Below are 3,148 nucleotides of genomic sequence, written 5' to 3'. Positions count from 1 at the left end.
GAATATTTTTTTTGGTCAAGAATCGTTGAGTAATTAAAATAAATCCATTCGAAAAATATTGTTTTACTATATAAAGTAAATCTTATAAGTTTGTCTTAATAAAAAACAACTGCAGTTTAAGTTTTGTTAGAAATTATTATAATTCATCAACTTTAAACATTTAAAAATGAAAAAATTATTTTTTAGTGCAGTTGCACTAGTTGCATTCAGTAGTGTTAGTATGGCAAATACTATTGACATTAAAAATGTTTGTACTGAACAAAAAGAAGAGAAAATAGAAATTTTAAATACTACTCCTACTGAATGTCTTACATACAAGTTTTTCTATTACAACCACTTAATATCACAAGGTGCTACACAACAACAAGCGTCAGCAGGTGCATCTAGTGTCTATTTTAATTGTATGGGAAAAGCTTTAAAACTTAACTAATTAAACAAGGCATATTAAATTAAAATATTTAATTTAATATGCCTACAAAAACTATGAAATCTAAAAATTTAATAATTATAATTTTATTGTCAATTCAATTCTGTTTTGGTCAAAAAAACAGTGCCTATATTGAATATGGTGTAAAAATATATGATGATAATGGTTCATTTACAAAAGATAAAATGTTTGCAGATACATTTTTAAATGCTGTAAAGGAAGCTAATAAATTAACTTTTGGTTTAATAATTAGTGACAAAGGTTCAAAATTTTATGAAGTTAATAACGGAATTGAGCAAAATTATGAAATTGGATTAGCAAAAATCTATGCAAATTATATGGGTATTATATATAACATAGAAAATGACATAATTAAAGAATCTCAACTGCTAGGAAATAATATTTTTACTAAAGAGAATAAAATAGAAAATTGGATACTAACTACTGAAACAAAGATAATTGATAGCTATATATGTTTTAAAGCCACTAACACGTATACTGTAATAAATCCTAAAGGAACTTTCAAATATCCTGTAACAGCTTGGTATTGTCCTAAACTGCCTTATAGTTATGGTCCTAATGGTTATGGTAATCTCCCAGGTTTGATACTAGAATTACAAGTAAGAAATGTAAATTTTGGTATAAAAAAAATAACTTTAGAAAGTGATTTACAATTTAATTTAGAATTCCTGAAAACTGCAAAAATACTCACAGAAGAAGAATTAAATAAGAAACTAGATGAGTTTAATAATTTTGAAGGAAAATAATATGATGAATGACTAGAATTCTTTTTTTACTTTTTTTTTCTCTTTCCTTCTCCCAAACCCACACTATTACTGGTGTGGTTTCTGATTAATCAAATAAGGTTTAACACATCAACAAAAAGCAATAATTCCTTATAAATCTAATTTAATTATTAAAAAAACACTCTGCTTTTTATATGATATTATTTTAACTGCTTTGCCATAACAATTGGATTTTAATCAAATTAATTTAGTTAAAAATGACTTATTTAAAAATTTATACTAATTCTAAATAATCGACAAAATAATATACTGCCAAAAAAATGAATTCATTTTTTACGTTAATCGATTTTTAAAAGCACTTTATTGAATATTTTTTTTGGTCAAGAATCGATGAGTAATTAAAATAAATCCATTCGAAAAATATTGTTTTACTATATAAAGTAAATCTTATAAGTTTGTCTTAACAAAAAACATCTGCAGAAAAGTTTTGTTAGAAATTATTATAATTCATTAACTTTAAACATTTAAAAATGAAAAAATTATTTTTTAGTGCAGTGGCACTAATAGCTTTTAGTAGTGTTTCGATGGGAAATACTATTAATCTTAAAGAAAAAAAAATTGTTGATGTCAGTAGCAAAACAAAAATTGTAGTAAATAGTGCTTGTCATTCGTTGAGTTTTTCTGTTTACATAGCTTCTAGAGAATCAGGTTACAGTGTATCACAATCGACTGCTAATGCAAATAGCGCTTATTTTCAATGTATGAGTGCTGCACTACCAAAAAGTGTTTCAATAAAGTAATAATTATTAAGAACAATAACCCATGTTGCATAGATAATTTTTATCTACCGACATGGGTTTAAAATAAAATCAAAATGTATAAATTTAAATATTTAGTAATTTTATTTTCCTATTTTTCAATTTTTTCTCAAGAAAAAACAATTGAAGTTGAATATGGTATTGCAATACTTCATGAGGAAAATTTATTTGAAAACAATCAAACCTTGAAATCAATGCTTGAAAGATCTATGTTAAATGCAAAAAAAGAGACATTTAAACTTCTATTAAAAAACGGCAATTCTAAGTTCTTTCATTACAATAAACTAACTGATGATAATAGTAATTATTCTACTCCACTTTTTGTAAATTATTCAGGTAAAGTATTTATTAACAAAGACTCTGTTTTTACACAATGTAGTATTCTTGGTGAAAATATTTATGTAAAAAATAAACAAAAAGAGAATTGGATTATAACCACTGAAACTAAATTAATTGACAATTATAAATGCTATAAAGCGACAAATACTTATCAAGTTATAAGCCCAAATAAAGTATTTAATCATCCTGTAACGGCATGGTTTTGCCCTGATATACCCTATAATCATGGTCCAAATGGATATGGAAATCTTCCCGGTCTAATTTTAGAATTACAAGAAAGAAATGCCGTATATGGAGTGCGTAAAATAAATTTTAATTCCCAGCTAAACTTTAGTTTAAATGAATTACAAAATATAAAAGTTTTAACAGAAAATGAAAGAGATGAAATAGTAGAAAAAGGGATATTAGAAAATAAATAGTTATTTACATATAAATGATAAAAATGCTTCTTTTATTTAGTTGAACTTTTTCTTCTACTACAAACATATTTTAACTGTGTTAATTTAAAAGTACTTAAAAAATCCTCTCTAAAGGACTAATAGCAATACATTATTAAAACAATAAAAATGCAAAATTAAAATATAAAATTGTTATCTACCATCAACAATTTATAGGCTTACTAAATTTTTGGTAGTATAAAATTTATAAAATAAAAAAATACTTCTATTAATAATCGTGTTTTTCAACATTACTTTATATTCACAAAAAAAAATAACTTCAGAAGAAAATAAAATTACAAAAGTCATCTATAAGTCCAACTTATATGATGATAATTCAGAACAATCCAATAAAAATACTGAACTAAGAAATAGTATTGC

The 3,148-nt window shown here is 24.1% G+C and carries 4 protein-coding genes; all 4 read left to right on the top strand.

Translation table 11 applies throughout. The annotated features are described in order from the left end of the window. Positions 1-166: 166 nt before the first annotated feature. The 4 genes from BC748_RS01130 to BC748_RS01115 all read left to right on the top strand — a co-directional run bounded on the left by BC748_RS01130 (position 167) and on the right by BC748_RS01115 (position 2,749). Positions 167-430 carry a hypothetical protein gene (locus tag BC748_RS01130; protein ID WP_133531623.1) on the top strand — a complete coding sequence of 88 codons (264 nt, stop codon included), beginning with the start codon at positions 167-169 and terminating at the stop codon, positions 428-430. 53 nt (positions 431-483) lie between these two features. Further along, positions 484-1,194, top strand: coding sequence for a GLPGLI family protein (locus BC748_RS01125; RefSeq protein WP_162846382.1), 711 nt, complete (start codon positions 484-486; stop codon positions 1,192-1,194). Between the two features lie 509 nt (positions 1,195-1,703). After that, on the top strand, positions 1,704-1,973 hold the full coding sequence (locus BC748_RS01120; protein ID WP_133531621.1) for a hypothetical protein: 270 nt from the start codon (positions 1,704-1,706) through the stop codon (positions 1,971-1,973). A 74-nt stretch (positions 1,974-2,047) separates the two neighbouring features. Continuing rightward, entirely contained in the window at positions 2,048-2,749 is a 702-nt protein-coding gene (locus BC748_RS01115) for a GLPGLI family protein (RefSeq protein WP_133531620.1), read from the top strand. The last annotated feature ends 399 nt before the right edge of the window (positions 2,750-3,148 follow it).

It is taken from the genome of Flavobacterium dankookense, assembly GCF_004362665.1.
Taxonomy (GTDB): domain Bacteria; phylum Bacteroidota; class Bacteroidia; order Flavobacteriales; family Flavobacteriaceae; genus Flavobacterium; species Flavobacterium dankookense.
The sequence above is the reverse complement of the archived record's forward strand: the minus strand, read 5'-3'. Positions and strand labels throughout refer to the sequence as shown.

Bases quoted from the DNA above. Each gene is read 5' to 3' on its own strand.
- BC748_RS01130 (WP_133531623.1), top strand. From the start codon at position 167: ATGAAAAAATTATTTTTTAGTGCAGTTGCACTAGTTGCATTCAGTAGT.
- BC748_RS01125 (WP_162846382.1), top strand. From the start codon at position 484: ATGAAATCTAAAAATTTAATAATTATAATTTTATTGTCAATTCAATTC.
- BC748_RS01120 (WP_133531621.1), top strand. From the start codon at position 1,704: ATGAAAAAATTATTTTTTAGTGCAGTGGCACTAATAGCTTTTAGTAGT.
- BC748_RS01115 (WP_133531620.1), top strand. From the start codon at position 2,048: ATGTATAAATTTAAATATTTAGTAATTTTATTTTCCTATTTTTCAATT.